This window comes from Actinomycetospora lemnae (assembly GCF_028737315.1).
Classification (GTDB): Bacteria; Actinomycetota; Actinomycetes; order Mycobacteriales; family Pseudonocardiaceae; genus Actinomycetospora; species Actinomycetospora lemnae.
The window spans coordinates 321,484-337,521 of the sequence record NZ_JAQZAO010000007.1 but is presented as its reverse complement, the minus strand read 5'-3'; the positions used below and the strand labels follow the sequence as shown (position 1 = coordinate 337,521).

The window sequence follows — 16,038 nt, the reverse complement described above, 5'->3', positions numbered from 1 at the left end:
CCGATGGGTCGAGCTCCGCTGCGCTGCGTCTCCCGCCCGATGGGTCGAGCTCCGCTGCGCTGCGTCTCCCGCCCGATGGGTCGAGCTCCGCTGCGCTGCGTCTCCCGCCCGATGGGTCGAGCTCCGCTGCGCTGCGTCTCCCGCGATCCGTGACCGGCGCGGCAGCCCCAGGGCGCCGCGGCCCCGTGGGCGCCACCACGCTCCGGCGCCTGGAGAAGGCGTCCGGGGACCTCGCCGCGGCCGGGGTGGCGACGATGGCCGAGCGCCTGCCCTGGTTCGGGCGGCTGACCGCCGAGCAGCGCTCCGGGGTCCTGCTGGTCACGCAGACCGGGGCGGCGAACTTCGTGGCCTGGCTGCGCGACCCCGACGCCACCCCGCGCCTGACCGCCGACGCGTTCCGCTCCGCCCCGCTCGACCTCGCCCGCCGGGTGACGCTGCGCCAGACCGTGGAGCTGGTGCGCATCGCGATCCAGGTCTTCGAGGAGCGCATCCCGGCCCTGGGCGCCGACGAGGCCGAGCGCGCCGCGCTCGTGCACGCGATCCTGCGCTTCGGTCGCGAGGTGGCCTTCTCGGCCGCGACGGTCTACGCGAGCGCCGCGGAGGCGCGCGGGGCGTGGGACGCGCGGCTCGAGGCGCTGGTGGTCGACGCCGTGGTGCGCGGCGAGGCCGAGGAGACGCTGCTGTCGCGGGCCGCCGCGCTGGGGTGGGACCCGGCGGCCGAGGCGACGGTGCTCGTCGGGGAGCCGCCGGCCGAGGAGCCGCCCGAGCCGCTGCACGCCGTGCGGCGCGCCGCGCACCGGGCCGGCGCCACCGTGCTGCTCGGCACCCACGGCGCCCGCCTGGTCATGATCGCCGGGCCCGGGGCGCCGCTGGCGGAGCTGTCGGCGTCGTTCGGGCCGGGCGCAGTGGTCACGGGGCCGACGGTGGCCGGGCTGACCGCCGCGCACCGCAGCGCGACCGCCGCCCTGGCCGGGCACCGGGCCGTGCGGGCCTGGCCCGGCGCCCCGCGCCCCGTCGCCGCCGACGACCTGCTGCCCGAGCGCGTCCTCGACGGCGACGCGGAGGCCGTCGAGCAGCTGCGCCGCGACGTCGCCACGCCCCTGCGGACCGCCGGCGGCGAGCTCGCCGCCACCGTGGAGTGCTACCTCGACGCCGCCGGGGTGCTCGAGGCGGCCGCCCGGCGGCTCTTCGTCCACCCCAACACCGTGCGGTACCGCCTGCGTCGCGTGGCCGAACTCACGGGCGTCCACCCCGCCGACGCGCGGGGCGGGCTGGTGCTGCGCCTCGCGATCGGGCTGGACCGTCTGCACCCGGACGGCGATCCGGCTGAGCGCTGAGCAGGGCGAACGCCGTCCGACGCCGGTCTCGCGCCAGGTGTGTGAGCCAGGGCATTGTGGGAACACGACAACGGCGACGGACGCGGTTTCGTCGTCGCGACGCCTTCGGACCGACCCCGAGCCGTGATGAGGTGGCCTACGTGATCGCGATCCTCGCACCCGGCCAGGGCGCCCAGAAGCCCGGCATGCTCGCCCCGTGGCTCGACCGCCCGGAGGCCCGCGGACGGCTCGAGACGTTCTCCGAGGCGGCCGGCCTCGACCTCGTGCACCTCGGCACCGAGGCCGACGAGGCAGCGATCGCCGACACCGCCGTCACGCAGCCGCTGCTCGTCGCGTCCGCGCTGCTGGCGTGGGACCAGCTGCGGCTGCAGGTCTCGGTCCCCGACGAGACGCTCGTGGCCGGGCACTCGGTGGGCGAGCTCGCCGCCGCCGCGATCGCCGAGGTGCTCGACGCCGAGAAGGCCGTCGCCCTCGCCGCGGTGCGCGGGCGGGAGATGGCCGCCGCGTGCGCCGAGGAGCCCACGACGATGGCCGCGGTGCTCGGCGGCGACGCCGACGCGGTCCTCGCCCGCCTCGCCGAGCTCGACCTGGAGCCCGCCAACCGCAACGGCACCGGGCAGGTCGTGGCCGCCGGCCGGAAGGAGGCCGTCGACGAGCTCGTCGCGTCCCCGCCCGAGGGGGCCCGGGTGCGCCCGCTGTCCGTGGCCGGCGCCTTCCACACCCGCTTCATGGAGCCCGCCGAGAAGGCGCTCGGTGCGTGGGTCGCCGAGCACCGCGGCGAGCTCTCCCCCGCCGCCCCGACGCACCCCCTGGTCCAGAACGCCGACGGGGCCGTCGTCACCGACGGCTCGGAGCTGCTCGACCGGCTCGTCGCGCAGGTGACGCGCTCGGTGCGCTGGGACGCCTGCATGGACACCATGCGCGAGCGCGGTGTCTCCGGCGTCGTCGAGCTGACCCCCGCGGGCACCCTGACCGGCATGGTGAAGCGGCAGATCAAGGGCACGCCCACCCACAACGTCAACACGCCCGACGACCTGGAGAAGGCCGTGCAGATGATCGAGGAGCACGCATGAGGCTCCAGCTGACCCCCCAGGCCGCGGGCGCGCGGATCCTCGGGCTCGGCAGCATGCAGCCCGACAAGGTCGTCACCAACCACGACCTCGAGAAGATCGTCGAGACGAACGACGAGTGGATCCGCAGCCGGGTCGGCATCGTGGAGCGCCGGTTCGGCGACGAGAACGACTCCGTGGTGTCGATGGGTGTCGAGGCCGGCTCGAAGGCCCTGGCCGACGCCGGGCTCTCGCCCACCGACCTCGACGCGGTCATCGTCGCCACCTGCACCATGCAGAAGCCGATCCCCAACGCCGCCGCCCAGACCGCCGACCGGATCGGCGTCAACGGCATCGGCGCGATGGACCTCAACACCGCCTGCGCCGGCTTCTGCTACGGCACCGGGCTCGCGGGCGACATGATCCGCTCGGGGACGGCGAAGCACGTCCTGGTCATCGGCTCGGAGAAGCTCTCCGACTGGCTCGACATGCACGACCGCTCGACCTGCATCATCTTCGCCGACGGCGCGGGCGCGGCCGTGGTCGGTCCGGCCGCCACCGAGGAGGAGGTCGGCGTCGGTCCGGTCATCTGGGGTGCGGCCGGCGACCTCGTCTCGACGATCCACATCGACGAGACCGACGCGCTGCGCCAGGAGGGCCAGGCGGTGTTCCGCTGGGCCACCACGAAGATCGCGCCGGTCGCGCTGCGCGCGGTCGAGGCGGCGGGCCTGCAGCCGTCCGACATCGACGTGCTCGTGCCCCACCAGGCCAACCTGCGCATCGTCGAGGCCATCGCGAAGCGCCTGCGCCAGGTCGGCGGCCGCGACGACCTGCGGGTCGCCGACGACATCCAGTACTCCGGCAACACCTCGTCGGCCTCGATCCCGATGGCCATCGACCACATGCGGGGCGCCGGGCGCGTGAAGTCCGGCGACGTCGCGCTGCTCGTCGGCTTCGGGGCCGGCCTGTCGTACGCGGCGCAGGTCGTGGTCCTGCCGTGAGTGTCCTGCCCTGATCTGTCCTACGGTGCGCACCCGAGCACCGTCCCGATGCACGACCGACGCACGTCCGAGAGAGAAAGGGAGCCCGTGGCGACCAACGAAGAGATCCTGCCCGACCTCGCCAGCATCGTGGAGGAGGTGGCCGGCGTCGACGCCGCAGAGGTGACCGCGGAGAAGTCGTTCGTGGACGACCTGGACATCGACTCGCTCTCCATGGTCGAGATCGCCGTGCAGGCCGAGGACAAGTTCGGCGTCAAGATCCCGGACGACGAGCTCGCGAAGCTCACCACCGTCCAGGACGCCGTCGACTACATCTCCAACCACTCGTAAGGGGCGACGCGTGAGCAGCACCGGCCAGGGGGTCGTCGTCACCGGTATGGGAGCGACGACCCCGCTCGGCGGCGACGTGGCGACCACCTGGGACGGCCTCCTGGCCGGTCGCAGCGCCGCGTCGAAGATCGAGCAGGACTGGGTCGACACCTTCGAGCTGCCCGTGAAGATCGCGTCGCAGCTCGCCGTCGAGCCCACCGAGGTCATCAAGCGCGTCGAGGCCCGCCGCCTCGACCGCAGCGAGCAGACCGCGATCATCGCGGCGCGCGAGGCGTGGCAGCACGCCGACCTGGGCGACTACCCGGCCACCGAGGGCGGGTCACCGAAGGTCGACGCGCTGCGGCTCGCGGTCATCGTCGGCACCGGCATCGGCGGGGCGCTGACCCTGCTCGGCCAGGACGACGTCCTCGAGCAGCAGGGCCTGCGCAAGGTCGCGGTCCTGACCATCCCGATGCTCATGCCCAACGGGCCGGCCGCGCACGTGGGCCTCGAGTTCGGGGCGGCCGCGGGCGTCCACGCGCCCGTGAGCGCCTGCGCGTCCGGCGCCGAGGCGATCGCCTGGGGCTGGCGGATGCTCATGGCGAACGAGGTCGACGTCGTCGTCGCCGGCGGCACCGAGGCCTGCATCCACCCGATCACGCTCGCGGGCTTCAGCCAGGCCCGCACCATGGCCCTGCGCAACGACGAGCCCGAGCGCGCCTCGCGCCCGTTCGACACCGGGCGCAACGGCTTCGTGCTCGGCGAGGGCGCGGGCATGGTGGTGCTCGAGCGCGAGGAGTTCGCGGCCGCGCGCGGGGCCACCGTGCACGGGCGCCTCGCGGGCATCGGCACCAGCGCCGACGCGTACCACATCACCGCGCCCGACCCCGAGGGCACGGGCCAGTCCCGGGCCGTCGCCAACGCCCTGCGCACGGCGGGTCTCGAGCCCGCCGACGTCGGCCACGTCAACTGCCACGCCACCGCGACGAACGTCGGCGACGTGGCCGAGACGGTCGCCGTCAAGAAGGCGATCGGCGACCACCCGGTGCTCACCGCGCCGAAGGGCTCGCTGGGTCACCTGCTGGGCGCCGCCGGCGCGGTCGAGGCGATCGCGACGATCCTGTCGGTGCGCGAGGGGCTCATCCCGCCCACCGCGAACCTCGAGGAGCTCGACCCCGACGTCACCCTCGACGTCGTGGCCGGCGAGGCCCGCAAGACGAGCCTGGACGCCGCGATCAGCGACTCCTTCGGCTTCGGCGGGCACAACGTCTGCCTGGCGTTCACGCCCGCCTAGGAGCTAGCAGGGCGTGCGCAGCTGGCTCCCGGGCCGCGGTTCGACGAGGCGGGGCGTGCCGCCCGCGGTCTCGACCACCGCGCTGATCTGCCAGCACAGGCGCGGGACGCGGACGTCGGGCGGGGCGACGGCGGGGTCCTGGGTGGTGACGTAGCCCAGGGGCACGACGATCTCCCCGCCCGCGACCGGGTCCAGCCGCCGGATCACCACCGAGCCCACCCGCTGGGTGCGCGCGGTGTCGGTGAACGTCGTGGCGTCGACGCGGGCGGCGGGCACGAGCGTGGCCCGGTAGGCGGCGAGGTCGCCGGCGTTGCGCGCGTCGGTCCAGCGCTGCACGAGGTCGCGCACCGCGGCCGCCTGCGGGTGGGCGGCGGCGGGCGCCGAGAGCACGACCGTGGGCGGGCCCGCGGAGCCGTCGGCGGGGAGCTCGACCCCGGCCAGCACCGGTCCGGTGTCCCCCACCGCGGCCCGGCCGACCGCTGCGGCCCGGGCCCCGAGCAGGGCTCCCGCGACGACGAGCAGCACCAGCGCCACGACGAGCACCACCGGCATGACGATCCCCGGGCGCAGCCGATCGGCCAGCGCACCGTCGCGGAACCGCCCGAGCATGCCGTCCAGACTGCCAGCACCCCCCGACGGTCCCCGGGCGGGCGTCAGGTCAGCCCACCTGGTGCAGGCGGGCCGGCGCCACGCCGTCCCCGGCGTAGCGGAACTCCTCGAGCGCGGCGTCCCACCGGGTGCCGAGGAGGTCGTCGAGACGACGGGTCAGCGACTCGCGGGTGGTCGCGCCGGCGAGGGCCGCGCGTACCTGGTCCTCGCCGAGGACGATGTCGCCGTTCGCGCTCGTGCGCCCGTGCCACAGCCCCAGACCCGGGACGTGGCTGAAGCGCTCGCCGTCGGTGCCGGGCGAGGGGTCCTCGGTGACCTCGAAGCGCACCATGCCCCAGGCGCGCAGCGCGGTCGCCAAACGGGCCGCGGTGCCCACGGGACCGTCCCACGCCACCTCGGCACGCACCGATCCCGGTGCCGCGTCCTGCGCGGACCAGTCCAGTACGACCCGGGCGTCGAGGACGCCCGAGATCGCCCACTCGACGTGCGGCCGGACCGCAGACGGCGACGAGTGGACGTAGATCACGCCACGGGTGCTCACTGCTGACCTCCGACTGAGACGAGAAGCGTCTTCCCCAACGTCCTCGTCCACGGACAGAGATCGAACCGATCGCAACCGGGCTGCAGTGTGCACCGTGATGCTCCTGTGGCGCCAGTGTCACCGATTCCCGGGCGTGTCGCGGGCCGCGGTCCGTAGAGTCGTCGCACCGTGACCGAGGATGACCGCTCGAGCACGGGCGGTGCCCGGTTCGGCGACGTCCTCGCCGATCCCCAGTTCCGCGCGCTGTGGCTCGCGCAGCTGCTCTCGGTGCTCGGCGACCAGGTCGCCCGCGTGGCGCTCGCGGTGCTCGTCTTCACCGACACCGGCTCCGCGGGCCTCACCGCGCTGACCTACGCCCTGACCTTCCTGCCCGACCTCGTCGCCGGCCCCCTGCTCTCCGGGATCGCCGACCGGGCGCCGCGGCGCGCGACGATGGTCGTCACCGACCTCCTGCGCGCGGGGCTGCTCGCGCTCATGGCGATCCCCGGCACGCCGTTCTGGGTGCTCTGCCTGCTCGTGGTGGGGGGCCAGCTGCTCGCCGCGCCGTTCGCGGCCGCGCGGGCGGCGATCCTGCCGCACGTGCTCACCGGGGAGCGCTACGTCGTGGCCTCGGCGGTGTCGGGGACGACGTACCAGAGCGGGCAGGTCCTCGGGTTCGCCCTCGGCGGCCCGCTGGTGGCCCTGGTGGGCGTGCCGGTCGCGCTGCTCGGGGACGCGGTCACGTTCGTGCTCTCGGCCGTGATCCTGCAACTGGGGGTGGCCGAGCAGCGGGTGACGACGTCGGTGGAGGGCCGCGCCGGGGCCGGGCTGCGCGAGGGCGCCCGGATCGTCGCGGGCGACCGGCGGCTGCGCGCGCTCGTGGCGCTGGCGTGCGTGTCGGCCTTCGTGGTGACCATCGAGGGGCTGGCGGCGCCCTACGCGGCGTCCCTGGGCGGGGGCCCGGTCGCCGTGGGTCTGCTGCTGGCGGCGAACCCGCTCGGGGCGGCGCTGGGCATCGTGCTGCTCGCGCGGCTCGTGCCGCCGCAGCGCCGCGACCGCCTGCTCGGGCCGCTCGCGGTGGCCTCGTGCGTGCCGCTCATCGCCTCGGCGCTCGACCCGCCGCTCGCGGCCGTCGTGGCGCTCTGGGTCGCGTCGGGGCTCGCGTGCGCCTACCAGGTGCCGGCGAACGCGGCGTTCGTCGCCGCCGTGCCGGACGCGCACCGCGGCCAGGCCTTCGGGCTCGCGGTGACGGCCCTGCGCGTCACGCAGGGCCTCGGGGTGCTGCTCGCGGGCCTGCTCGCCGAGGCCACGGACCCGGCGACCGCGGTGGCGATCGCCGGCGCGGTGGGCGTAGTCGTCGCGGTGGGGTGCGCGCTCGCCTGGACCCGCGCCCGCCCCTGACGGCGGGACGCGGGTCCAGCGGCGCGTGGGCTCAGTGCCAGTTCGAGTCGCGGTGCCAGTTCGAGTCCACGTAGTGCCAGTTGGAGTCCCGGTGCCAGTTGGAGTCCGCGAGGTGCCAGTTCGAGTCGCGGTGCCAGTTCGAGTCCGCGAGGTGCCAGTTGGAGTCGCGGTGCCAGTTCGAGTCGGCCACGGGGCGTCCTTTCGACAGGGGGCGGGAAGATCGGCCGGGACGGCGTCCCGGACGACACGGACGTGGTCCATCGCACACGCTGTGTGGCGGACCGGGTCGCGGCGACGACCGCCGGACCGGCAGCGCTCCGCGTTGACGGAGAGCGACCGAACTGTCACATCCGGCGGCACGTCACTGCGCATCCGCCCCTCGATGCTGGTCAAAGAAGCGGTGCGTGACCAGACGGCGACTGGGCGTCAACCAACGGGGTGATCTCTGCCCAACGGGTGACGTCGACTGCCGAGATCCAGAGTCCGTCGGTACCGTGTTCCGCACGCGGAGACCGCCCGTCGCGGGCCCCGCCAGGCCCGGAGGAGGTCACACATCGTGACGGCGCGTGAACCCTGGAGGGGTCCCAGCGACCCCGGGTCCGCGCTCAGTCCCGCGCCCGGACCAACGCGCCCCGACCGGCCGGTACGCGCCGTGACGGACGCCGGGTTCCCGACCGAGGACGGCGGCGGTGTGCGCCCCTGGCGTCACGCGCGTCGCCGGCGCGAGGAGGCCGGCGCCGCGGGCGGTGCCGGTGTCGCGCAGAACACACCGGTCCGCCCGTCCCTCGGGCGCCGGCTCGACCCGCGGCGCTGGAGCCTGTGGCAGGCGCCGCGCCGGGTCGTCGTCGCGGTCCTCGTCGTGGACGTGCTCGCCGTCGCGCTCTCGCTCGCCGTCGCGGGACTCGAACCGGTGGGGCCGGCCGACTGGCGGGCCCTCGCGCTGCTCGTCCTCGGGCTCGTCGTCCACGTCGAGACGGCGCGCGGCATCGAGCGGCGCCGCGAGGTCGTCGCCGACGGCCAGCCCTACATCGAGCTGAAATCGGTGTGGAGCTTCGCCGGCCTCCTGCTGCTGCCCCTCGGCCTCGCGCTGGCCCTCGTCGTCATCACGTTCGCCTACTGGTGGCTGCGCGTCAGCCAACGCCCGGTGCCCCACCGGTGGACCTACTCCGCGGCGACCGTCCTCATCGCCTCCGTGGCGGCCTGGGCGGTGCTGGAGCTGATCCCCGGCGGGCTGCTGGTCACGGTGTCCGGGCCGGTCGGGCTGCTCGTGCTCGTCGCCGCGGGCCTGACGCGCTGGACGGTCAACCACGGGCTCGTCGTCTTCATGATCTGCCTGAGCGCCCCCGGCACGCCGTGGTGGAAGCGGCTCGGCTCCCCCACCGACACGCTCATCGGGCTCGGCGCCCTGGCCCTCGGCGCCGCGCTCGCCGTCGTGGCCCTGACGACGCCGTGGCTGCTGCCGGTGCTGCTCGTGCCCGTCATGGGCATGCACCGCGGCTTCCTCATCCAGCAGTTCGCCCGCGCCGCGCGGACGGATCCGAAGACCGGTCTCGCCAACGCCTCGGCCTGGCGCGACCAGGCCGAGCGCGAGCTCGCCCGCCTCCGTCGCCGGGGCGGCGAGCTGGGCGTCATCATGGTCGACATCGACGCCTTCAAGGCGATCAACGACCGGCACGGCCACCTCGTCGGCGACGCCGTCCTGCGCGCCGTGGCCGACACCCTGCGCTCCGAGGTCCGCCCCTACGACGCCGTCGGGCGCTTCGGCGGCGAGGAGTTCGTGGTGCTGCTCGCCGAGGCCGGGCCCGAGCAGGTCGGGACCACCGCCGAGCGGCTGCGCCGGCGGATCAGCGAGTGCGAGGTCACCGTCGCCCCCACCCTCGGCGGCGGCACCGTGCAGGGCCTGACGGCCTCGATCGGGACGGCCTCGTTCCCGCAGGCGTCCTGCGACCTCGACGGCCTCATGGTCAGCGCCGACGCCGCGCTGTACGCCGCCAAGCACGGGGGCCGCAACCGGGTGGAGTGCGCGCCCCCGCGCCGCTAGGGCTCGTCAGCGGAAGGCCGGGATGCCCGTCACGGCCTGGCCGATCGACAGGGCGTGCATCTCCTCGGTGCCCTCGTAGGTCAGCACGGTCTCGAGGTTCGTCATGTGCCGGAACACCGGGTACTCGAGCGTGATCCCGTTGCCGCCGAGCACCGTGCGCGCCGTGCGGGCGACGTCGAGCGCGGCCCGGACGTTGGCCATCTTCCCGAAGCTGACCTGGGCGGGGTGGAGCTGCTCGGCGTCCTTGAGCCGCCCGATGCGCGAGGCCGTGAGCCCGGCCTGGTTGACGCTGACGACCATGTCGGCGAGCTTGCGCTGGGTCAGCTGGAACCCGGCGATGGGCTGGCCGAACTGCTCGCGGTCGATGGCGTAGGCGCGCGCCGACTCGTAGCAGGTCCGCGCCGCGCCGACGGCGCCCCAGAGGATGCCGTAGCGGGCTTCGTTGAGGCACGACAGCGGCCCCTTGAGCCCCTGGACCTCGGGGAAGACCGCGTCGGCGGGCAGGCGCACACCCTCGAGGACCAGCTCGGCGGTGAGCGACGCGCGCAGCGAGAGCTTGTGCTTGACCTCGTTGGCGGTGAAGCCCGGGGTGTCGGTGGGCACGACGAAGCCACGGATCCCCTTGCTGCCCTGCTCGGGATCGGTCTGCGCCCACACGACGGCGACGTCGGCGAGCGTGCCGTTGGTGATCCACATCTTGGAACCGTCGAGCACCCAGTCGTCCCCGTCGCGCCGTGCCCGGGTGCGCATCGAGCCCGGGTCGGAGCCCGCGTCGGCCTCGGTGAGCCCGAAGCAGCCGAGCGCCTCGCCCGTCGCCATCCGCGGGAGCCACTGCTGCTTGTGCTCCTCGGAGCCCCAGCGGTGGATCGCGAACATCGCCAGCGAGCCCTGGACCGACACGAACGACCGCAGCCCCGAGTCGACGGCCTCGAGCTCGCGGCAGGCCAGGCCGTAGCTCGTGGCGTTGGTGCCGGCGCACCCGTAGCCCTCGAGGTGCATGCCCAGCAGGCCGAGCGAGCCCAGGCCCTTCGCGATGTCGCGGGGCAGGGTGTTCGACTCGTACCACTCGGCGATGCGCGGCTCGAGCTCCGCGGCCGCGTAGTCGCGCACGGCGTCGCGGATGTCCCGCTCCTCGGCGCTCAGGTCGGCGTCGACGGCGAGGAAGTCGCTGGGATCGGGAGGTGCGGCAACCATGGGTTTCACGGTAGGGGTTCGACGGCCTCCGGACCTGCCCAGAACGCCCCGAACCCCGGGTGCAGTGCGAGGGACGACACCTCGTCGACCGGCGTCCAGCGCAGCTCGGTCGCCTCGCCGTCGGTGGGCTCCAGGGCCGGTGGGGTCGCGGTGTCGAGCCGGGCGTGGACGGTGACGTAGGACCAGCCGCCGTGGTCGTCGGTGGTCTCGCCGGTCAGCCGCACCCGCGAGGCGTCGACGCCGGTCTCCTCGACCGCCTCGCGCAGCGCCGCGTCCCGGGCGGACTCGCCGGAGTCGCGCGCGCCGCCGGGGATGCCCCACGTGCCGCCGTGGTGGCTCCACCAGACCCGGTGCGCGAGCAGGACCGCATCACCGTGGCGCAGCAGCAGCCCCGCCGCCCCGAACCGTCCCCAGTGCCGGTGGCCCGCGTCGCACACGACCCAGCCGTCACCGTCACCCTTCACGGGGTCCAGCTCTGCTGCGCGTCGTGTCCCGGCACGACAGATCACACTAAGCGGACCGGAGCCGGACGGCGATCGCGGCGGCCGGAACGGGAACATGACGTCATGACTGCGGTGCCCCCCTTCGGGGCCGAGGAAGAACTGCTGCTGGTCGACCCGGCCACCGGCGCCCCCCGTGGGCGTGCCGGCCGGGTGCGCGACGCGGCGTCCGGCGAGCTCGACGGGGAGATGCGCACCGAGCAGGTGGAGACGGCCACGGCGCCGCACCACGACGCGGCGTCCCTCGCCGACGACCTGCGCCGGCGGCGGCGGGAGGCCCGCGAGGCGGCGCACCGGGAGGGCGTCGACGTCGCCGGCCTCGCCACCTCGCCGGTCGCGCCGGACGAGACCTCGGAGCCCAACGCGGCGGTCCCCGACGGGCGCTACGGCGCGATCGCCGACCGCTTCGGCGCCATCGCCACCGCGCAGCTGACGAGCGGGCAGCACGTGCACGTCGAGGTCGGCTCCCCCGAGGAGGGCGTCGGCGTCCTCGACCGGATCGGGCCGTGGCTGCCGGTGCTGCGCGCGCTCGCGAGCAACTCGCCGTGCTGGCGGGGCCGCGACACGACGTACGCGAGCTACCGCAGCATCGTGTGGTCCCGCTGGCCCTCCGCCGGCCCGACGCGCGTCTTCGGCTCGCTGGCCGCCTACGACGAGGCCGTCGCCGCGATGCTCGCCACCGACACCCTGCTCGACGAGGCGATGGTCTACTTCGACGCCCGGCTCTCCCGCGAGCTCGGCACGGTCGAGGTGCGGGTGTGCGACGTGGCGCTCGAGGTCGACGACGCGGTCCTCGTGGCGGTGCTCGCGCGCGCCCTGGTCAGCACGGCGGCCCGGGAGGCCCGGGACGGCATCGCCCCGCGCGACGAGCCGATCGAGGCACTGCGCCTCGCGCACTGGCGCGCCGCGCGCTGGGGGCTCACCGAGGAGCTCGTCGACCCGCGCAGCGGCAAGCCCGCCGCCGCCGGCGACGTGCTGCGGGCCCTCCAGGAGCACGTGTCCGGAGCGCTGGCCGACGCGGGCGACGCCGAGCTCGCCGACGAGGGGTGCGCGCGCGTCCTGGCGCACGGGACCGGCTCGGTCCGCCAGCGCGCGGCGATCGAGGCCGCCGGCGGGGACCTCGCGGCCGCGGCCCGCGCGGCGGTGGACCGCTTCCTGCCCTGAGCCCTCGTGAGCGGACTTTCGAGCTATGGCTCGAGAGTCCGCTCACGTCGCGGCGGTGATGCCCCGGGCCATGGCGCCGAAGACGGTGGGCGCGCCGGCGAGGAGGGCGCGGCCGTAGACGAGGCCGGCGAGGCCCGCGGGCACGAACCGGACGTCGAGGCGCAGGTGCGAGCCGTGCCCGGAGACGTCGGGGTCGACTGCCAGCGTGAGCGTCAGGTGGCCGGGCTGGCGCAGCTCCGAGCGCAGCACCAGGCGCGCGCCGGGCTCGACGGCCTCGACGCACCAGCCGTCGACGACGTCCCCGGCCTGCAGCGGCCGGCCCTGCGGGCGCCCGCGGTAGCCGCCGACGCCGCCGAGCAGCTGGTCGGCCCAGCCCCGCAGCGTCCAGGCGCCGAGCGGGACGTACCAGCCGGTGTCGCCGCCGATGCCGTCGACCACCGCCCACAGCGCCGCCGCGTCCGCGGGGCACGGCGCCGTGGTGCCCCAGTGGTACACGGTGCCGCCGGAGCCCGCGGGGTCGGTGGGGCCCGCCAGGGCGGGGTCGTCGGCGGCCGGCGCGGCGGGCACCTCGTGGCGGCGGCCCAGCGCCGCGCGGACCGCGTCGTCGTAGGTCGTGCGCCCGCCCGGCGGCGGCCCGATGACGGTGAGCACGTCGTCCTCGCGGCACACCAGGTCGTCGGCGAGCGACTCGATCAGCGGGGTCGCGAGCTCGCGCGGCAGCGGGGTGAGCGCCTCGACGACGCGCCCGGCGAGCGCCGGCCCGCCGGGCGGCACCGGCACGGGCACCGGGACGACGGCACTCTGCGGCAGGCCGGCGAGGCGCAGGTAGCGGCGGACGAGCTCGAGGTAGGTCAGGACATCGGGCCCGCCGACGTCGAAGCGCCGGTTCGTCTCCGCGGGCACGGCGAGGGCACCGAGGAGGTAGTGCAGGACGTCGGCGATCGCGATCGGCTGCGTGCGGTGCGCGAGCCACGGCACGGCGGGCAGCACGGGGACGCGCTCGGCGAGGTGGCGGATCATCTCGAAGCTCGCCGAGCCCGAGCCCACGACGATGGAGGCCTCGAGCGCGACGGTCGGCACGGCGCCGTCGAGGAAGACGTCGGCCACCTCGGCGCGCGAGGACAGGTGCCGCGACCCGCCCGCCCCCGGCCGCAGGCCCCCGAGGTAGACGATCCGGCCCACTCCCGCGCGTTCGGCCGCGGTGCTGACCAGCCGGGCGGCGCTGCGGTCGCGCTCGGGGAAGTCGGGACGTTCGAGGGCGTGCGCGAGGTGGACGACGGCGTCGGCGCCCGCGACGAGCGCGCGCACCGCGTCGGGGTCGGCGAGGTCCCCGGGGACGGCGTCGACACGCTCGGCCCAGCCGGTGGCGGCGAGCTTGTGCGGGCTGCGGACCAGGACCGCGACGTCGTGGCCCTCGTCGAGCAGGCGCCGCACGAGGCGCACGCCGACGTACCCGGTCCCGCCGATCACCGCGCAGCGCATGCCGCCATCCTGGAGCGCCGCGCGCGGTGCCGGCACCCGGGGTTCAGGAGACGGTGGGCTTGCCCGGTCGGTCGGCCGGGCGCTGGTCGACGAACAGCCCGCCGCCCCGCCGGGCCGCGAGCGTGAACTGCCACACCGCGAAGGCGAGCAGGACCAGGCCGATGATCGTCTGCCCGAGGACCAGGGCGACGATGCCGGCGGTGAACCCCGCCCAGATGACGACGTCGCGCGCCGTCCGTCGTGCCGCCTTCACCGGGTCGCCTCCGTCCCGCCGTCCGTCCCACGGCCGGGTGTCACTCGATCGTGAGAGCTCGCCGATCAGTGTGGCCCGTGGTGGGCGGAGCCGCAGCGCACGGGCGCCCGCGGCGGTCGTCCCCACCCGTTCAGCACGAGCTGTGGGCGGAGCGTGAGCAGGAGCCGTGAGCGACATCACACAGGTTCGCCGGGGTGGCGCGGATCAAATGTGTTTGCCCGACGCGCTGTACGGCTAGATCATGGGGGCTCGTTCGACACGCGGTTCCCGCACGCCCGGGAATCGCGGGCCGCGACCAGGTGTCGCGGGTCGCAGGAACCGATCCGGCTCCTGCGACGTCATATCGAGTACCGACAGTGCTCCGGACCCCGGGGCGCGGGCCCACCCCGGGCCGCTCCGAGGACCGTCACGCAGGAACCCCCGGATACGTACCGACGCCCGGCGCACGAACCGTGCCGCAGGGGCCGTCGCGAGGTGCCCACGCGCGCGCCTCGCGTCGGGCCCGGCGGCACCAGGCCCGCCCCGCCCCCTCCGGCGGGGCACGAGCCGGTGAGACCACCGACGAGCGAGATTGGACTGGCAAGGACATGGATTGGGAGCAGGCGGCCTGCCGCGACCACGACCCCGAACTCTTCTTCCCCCTGACCGAGCACGGTCCGGGCTCCGCGCAGCTGGCCGAGGCCAAGGCGGTCTGCCACGGCTGCCCCATCCAGCGTGGCTGCCTGCAGTGGGCCATGGACACCGGCCAGGAGGCCGGCGTGTGGGGCGGGACCAGCGAGGAGGAGCGGCGCGCCATGCGCCGTACCGCCCGCGTGGGCACCCTCGCGCGCCCGCACGCGGCCTGAGCGAGCTCTCACAGCACACACACGAACGGGCCCGCCCCCTGCTGGGGGCGGGCCCGTTCGTCGTCGGACGGGTCGGGGATCAGCCCCGGCCGGTCACCTTCCGTGCGGCGAACTGCAGCACCTGGCCGCTGGTGGAGATCACGGCGCCGGCGATGCTGAACCCGGTCCGCACGGCCATCGAGGCGGCGTTGCCGACGATGCGGACGGGGTTGTAGCCCGGCGCGTTGTCGCGCACCTGGTCGGCCGCCTCGCGGACGCTGCGGTCGAGCTGCTGGGCCGCGGCCTCGCTGGCGCGGTTGACGCGCTGGGCGGCGGCGTCGCCCGCCCCGTCGATCTCGGAGGCGACCCCGGCCGAGACGGTGGCGGCGCGGTCGCCGCTCTCGGCGAGCGACTCGCCGGCCTCGTCGGCGCGACCCTTGGCCTCCGACCCCGCGTGCTGGGCGACGCGGGTGGCGTCCTTGGCGATCCGCTCCCCCGCGCGCGAGGTGGTGGTGGCCACCTGCTCGCCGCTGGTCTGCGCGATGGCCGAGGCGTCCTTCGCGGCGGCCTGCACCGACTTCTCGCCCGACGCGGCCTTGGCGGCCTGGTCGGCGACGCCCGAGGCGCCGGCCTGGGCCTGCGCGGCGGCCTTCTTGCCCGACTCCTGCGCCCGGTCGGCGTCCTTCTGCGCGGTCGCCTTCGCGTCCGCGCCGACCTTCTTCGCGCTCGACGACGCCTTGTCCGAGGCGGACTGCGCCTTCGCGCGGGCGCCCTCGGCGTTGGCCTTCGTCGCCGCCTTGGCCGCCTCGGCCGGGGCGCTGTCGGTGCCGTTGACCGTGTGGGTCTCGCGGACCTTGCCGTCGGTGCCGTGCACGACCACCTTGCCGCCGCCGTCCTTCTGCACGATCTCGGTCGCCCGCTCGACGGCCTCGGCCTGCGTGGCCGCCTTGGCGCTGGCTCGCTGGGCGCCCTTCTTCTGCACCTGCCAGCCGTCCTCGGTGGGAACGACGTACCGGTCGGCCATGACGGTCTCAACTCCTGTTCGACGGTGTCTTCAGTG

Annotated in this window: 17 protein-coding genes; 9 read left to right on the top strand and 8 right to left on the bottom strand. The window is 75.4% G+C overall.

All coding sequences use genetic code 11. The annotated features are described in order from the left end of the window. Positions 1-185 precede the first annotated feature (185 nt). The 5 genes from PGB27_RS18265 (at position 186) to PGB27_RS18245 (ending at position 4,990) form a co-directional block, all read left to right on the top strand. Entirely contained in the window at positions 186-1,337 is a 1,152-nt protein-coding gene (locus PGB27_RS18265; protein ID WP_274201809.1) for a PucR family transcriptional regulator, read from the top strand. A gap of 140 nt (positions 1,338-1,477) precedes the next feature. Further along, a complete protein-coding gene (locus tag PGB27_RS18260; RefSeq protein ID WP_274201808.1) occupies positions 1,478-2,410 on the top strand; it encodes an ACP S-malonyltransferase in 933 nt (310 codons plus the stop codon). Continuing rightward, entirely contained in the window at positions 2,407-3,387 is a 981-nt protein-coding gene (locus PGB27_RS18255) for a beta-ketoacyl-ACP synthase III (protein WP_274201807.1), read from the top strand. Before PGB27_RS18260 ends, PGB27_RS18255 begins: the two co-directional genes overlap by 4 nt. Positions 3,388-3,474: 87 nt before the next feature. Next, positions 3,475-3,717, top strand: a complete 243-nt coding sequence (locus PGB27_RS18250; RefSeq protein WP_274201806.1) for an acyl carrier protein — start codon at positions 3,475-3,477, stop codon at positions 3,715-3,717. A gap of 10 nt (positions 3,718-3,727) precedes the next feature. Next, positions 3,728-4,990 (top strand): beta-ketoacyl-[acyl-carrier-protein] synthase family protein, encoded by a 1,263-nt coding sequence (locus PGB27_RS18245; protein ID WP_274201805.1) that lies wholly within the window; start codon positions 3,728-3,730, stop codon positions 4,988-4,990. A gap of 3 nt (positions 4,991-4,993) precedes the next feature. Here PGB27_RS18245 and PGB27_RS18240 read toward each other — a convergent pair whose 3' ends face one another. Both PGB27_RS18240 and PGB27_RS18235 read right to left on the bottom strand, forming a co-directional pair. After that, on the bottom strand, positions 4,994-5,599 hold the full coding sequence (locus PGB27_RS18240; RefSeq protein WP_274201804.1) for a hypothetical protein: 606 nt from the start codon (positions 5,597-5,599) through the stop codon (positions 4,994-4,996). A 49-nt stretch (positions 5,600-5,648) separates the two neighbouring features. After that, positions 5,649-6,140: a DUF3145 domain-containing protein gene (locus tag PGB27_RS18235; RefSeq protein ID WP_274201803.1), complete on the bottom strand. Its 492-nt coding sequence runs from the start codon at positions 6,138-6,140 to the stop codon at positions 5,649-5,651. Positions 6,141-6,308: 168 nt separating this feature from the next. Here PGB27_RS18235 and PGB27_RS18230 point away from each other — a divergent pair, with 168 nt between their 5' ends. Continuing rightward, the gene (locus PGB27_RS18230) at positions 6,309-7,520 is read left to right on the top strand and encodes an MFS transporter (protein ID WP_274201802.1); all 1,212 of its coding nucleotides are present in this window, start codon (positions 6,309-6,311) and stop codon (positions 7,518-7,520) included. 31 nt (positions 7,521-7,551) lie between these two features. On the opposite strand, the gene PGB27_RS18225 is transcribed toward PGB27_RS18230, so the two are convergent. Continuing rightward, positions 7,552-7,710 (bottom strand): hypothetical protein, encoded by a 159-nt coding sequence (locus PGB27_RS18225; protein ID WP_274201801.1) that lies wholly within the window; start codon positions 7,708-7,710, stop codon positions 7,552-7,554. Between the two features lie 462 nt (positions 7,711-8,172). Between PGB27_RS18225 and PGB27_RS18220 the strand changes: the two genes are divergently transcribed. Then, positions 8,173-9,561: a sensor domain-containing diguanylate cyclase gene (locus PGB27_RS18220; protein WP_274201800.1), complete on the top strand. Its 1,389-nt coding sequence runs from the start codon at positions 8,173-8,175 to the stop codon at positions 9,559-9,561. A 6-nt stretch (positions 9,562-9,567) separates the two neighbouring features. Here PGB27_RS18220 and PGB27_RS18215 read toward each other — a convergent pair whose 3' ends face one another. Both PGB27_RS18215 and PGB27_RS18210 read right to left on the bottom strand, forming a co-directional pair. After that, positions 9,568-10,755: an acyl-CoA dehydrogenase family protein gene (locus tag PGB27_RS18215; RefSeq protein WP_274201799.1), complete on the bottom strand. Its 1,188-nt coding sequence runs from the start codon at positions 10,753-10,755 to the stop codon at positions 9,568-9,570. Between the two features lie 5 nt (positions 10,756-10,760). Then, complete coding sequence (locus tag PGB27_RS18210) at positions 10,761-11,219, bottom strand: NUDIX domain-containing protein (protein WP_274201798.1); 459 nt, start codon at positions 11,217-11,219, stop codon at positions 10,761-10,763. Between the two features lie 102 nt (positions 11,220-11,321). Between PGB27_RS18210 and PGB27_RS18205 the strand changes: the two genes are divergently transcribed. Next, positions 11,322-12,419: a carboxylate-amine ligase gene (locus tag PGB27_RS18205; protein ID WP_274201797.1), complete on the top strand. Its 1,098-nt coding sequence runs from the start codon at positions 11,322-11,324 to the stop codon at positions 12,417-12,419. Between the two features lie 42 nt (positions 12,420-12,461). On the opposite strand, the gene PGB27_RS18200 is transcribed toward PGB27_RS18205, so the two are convergent. Both PGB27_RS18200 and PGB27_RS18195 read right to left on the bottom strand, forming a co-directional pair. Next, the gene (locus tag PGB27_RS18200; protein ID WP_274201796.1) at positions 12,462-13,901 is read right to left on the bottom strand and encodes a DUF2867 domain-containing protein; all 1,440 of its coding nucleotides are present in this window, start codon (positions 13,899-13,901) and stop codon (positions 12,462-12,464) included. 43 nt (positions 13,902-13,944) lie between these two features. Beyond that, positions 13,945-14,154, bottom strand: coding sequence for a hypothetical protein (locus tag PGB27_RS18195; RefSeq protein ID WP_274201795.1), 210 nt, complete (start codon positions 14,152-14,154; stop codon positions 13,945-13,947). A 587-nt stretch (positions 14,155-14,741) separates the two neighbouring features. Between PGB27_RS18195 and PGB27_RS18190 the strand changes: the two genes are divergently transcribed. Beyond that, on the top strand, positions 14,742-14,999 hold the full coding sequence (locus PGB27_RS18190; RefSeq protein ID WP_274201794.1) for a WhiB family transcriptional regulator: 258 nt from the start codon (positions 14,742-14,744) through the stop codon (positions 14,997-14,999). A 79-nt stretch (positions 15,000-15,078) separates the two neighbouring features. Here the strand turns inward: PGB27_RS18190 and PGB27_RS18185 are convergent, their stop codons facing one another. Next, entirely contained in the window at positions 15,079-16,002 is a 924-nt protein-coding gene (locus PGB27_RS18185) for a DUF2188 domain-containing protein (protein WP_274201793.1), read from the bottom strand. Positions 16,003-16,038: the final 36 nt, after the last annotated feature.